Annotated in this window: 1 protein-coding gene and 1 pseudogene; one reads left to right on the forward strand and one right to left on the reverse strand. The window is 44.4% G+C overall.

Annotation, left to right across the window (positions count from 1 at the left end; genetic code table 11):
• Positions 1 to 1,316 (forward strand): annotated as a pseudogene (locus RTW80_RS24560) (injection protein); the annotation flags it as partial.
• A gap of 61 nt (positions 1,317 to 1,377) precedes the next feature.
• On the opposite strand, the gene RTW80_RS24565 reads toward RTW80_RS24560, so the two are convergent.
• Positions 1,378 to 1,888, reverse strand: a 511-nt coding sequence (locus RTW80_RS24565) for a hypothetical protein (RefSeq protein WP_409415312.1), incomplete at its 5' end; no start/stop codon positions are given.

The following is a 1,888-nucleotide window of genomic DNA, read 5'->3' on the forward strand; positions in this document are numbered from 1 at the left end:
CGAGTGCGGTTTCGAGGGCTGTTCGTGGTGATATGTCGCCTGAAGCAAAGGCTGCTGTCAACTTTGCATCGGAAAGAAATCTGCCGTTAATGACCAGTGACATGCTGAAAGATAAAACCTTTATGCAGAGTCAGGCTCAGACATTAGGCGAAAGAGTTCCTTTTTTTGGAACCGGTAAGAATCGGCTGAATCAACAACAAGCACGAGAAAATTTAGTCAGAACATTTAGCGATGGTCTGGGTGGCATTTCTGATAAACAGCTTTATGAATCTGCGACTAAAGGGCAACAAAAATTCATTGAGGCAGCAGGAAAGCGATATAACCGCATAATTGACGCTATGGGGGATACCCCTGTCGATCTCTCAAACACGGTAAAAGCTATCGACAATCAGATTGCCGTGTTAAGCCGCCCGGGCAAATCTCAGGATAGAGCCGCGGTAAAAGTCTTGCAGCAATTTAAAGACGATATCACCAGCGGACCAAATGACCTGCGTCTGGCGAGGGAAAACAGAACCGATCTTCGAAAGCGATTTATGGCGTCATCTGACACTGTTGATAAAGATACGCTCCAGAAAGCCAGCGATATTATCTACAAGGCATATACGGCGGATATGAAAAAAGCCGTAGCCAAAAATCTTGGAGCAGACGAAGCCATTAATATGGCAAGGGTTGATCGCTCATGGTCTAAATTCAATGACATGATGGGAAGAACGCGCGTTCAAAAGGCAATAGCCAGCGGCAAGGCCACGCCTGAGGATGTAACAAAACTCGTTTTTAGCCAAAGCCCATCAGAACGTTCTCAGCTTTACAGGCTTCTGGATGACAATGGTAGGCAAAACGCACGAGCAGCCATAGTTCAGAATGCTGTAGATAAGGCGACTGATCCGTCTGGAAATATCAGTGTTGAGAAGTTTATTAATGCGTTACACCGGAACAGGAAGCAATCAGCAACTTTCTTTAAAGGCGTACATGGAAAGGAACTGGACGGCGTTATTAAATACCTCAACGATACAAGACACGCGGCAAAAGCGAACGTTCAAAACTTAAATGGTCAGCAGCTTTATGGATTGTTAGTTGGTGGTGGCATCATAAACGCAGCAGTATTAGCGGGGATGCTAAAAACGGCTGCGTTTGTTGTTCCTGCTGCTGGTGCCGTAGGCGGAGCAGCGAAGGCATACGAAAGCCCTGTTATACGAAATGCCTTGTTACGTCTGGCAAATACGCCAAAAGGTAGCACAGCATATGACAGAGCGATCAGTACGGTCACACAATCACTGACCACAGCAGCACAAGCATCGCAAAAGGAAGCTCAATAACAGATGACCATGGATGGTTGGTTATAATAGTAATTAGTATTTTTTCAAATAGTTATGAACATTAACACTTGCCTTTAACATTGCCGACAAATGAGCCTGTAAATGAGCCTATATCAGATCGACTAATTGTTCGTGTATGGATCACTTTTCCGTCATTTGAGATTGCCCATGTGACAAGCGTCAGTTGACCATCTCGATAGCTTCTTCCCATCATGGCATTCGGAGATAGCGGGTAATAATCAATACCTCCACCTATACCATCTTTTGCCAAGATAAGATCCGCCTTCTCTTTACTTATTACCAAATGAAATGTATCTGGTATAGATGATAACTTATAGTTATACCCATCTGAACTTGAGGCTTCTTGTCCTTTCAGATCACCAATAATCCAGCATTCAGCGTTCGCTCCAAAAGAAGCAAATAATAAACCGGAGACAACCAATCGCTTCAATTGATTCACACCAACCCTCCCTTTAGCGTTGTTTAGAATGGCAATCATCATATATCCAAGACATGGCATTTGGTACATAGCTTGGGTCGGGATTTCAAATCCGATCCCCGTTGATGGGGCC

The sequence above is a fragment of the Escherichia sp. AM3 genome, from assembly GCF_032029835.1.
Classification (GTDB): domain Bacteria; phylum Pseudomonadota; class Gammaproteobacteria; order Enterobacterales; family Enterobacteriaceae; genus Escherichia; species Escherichia coli.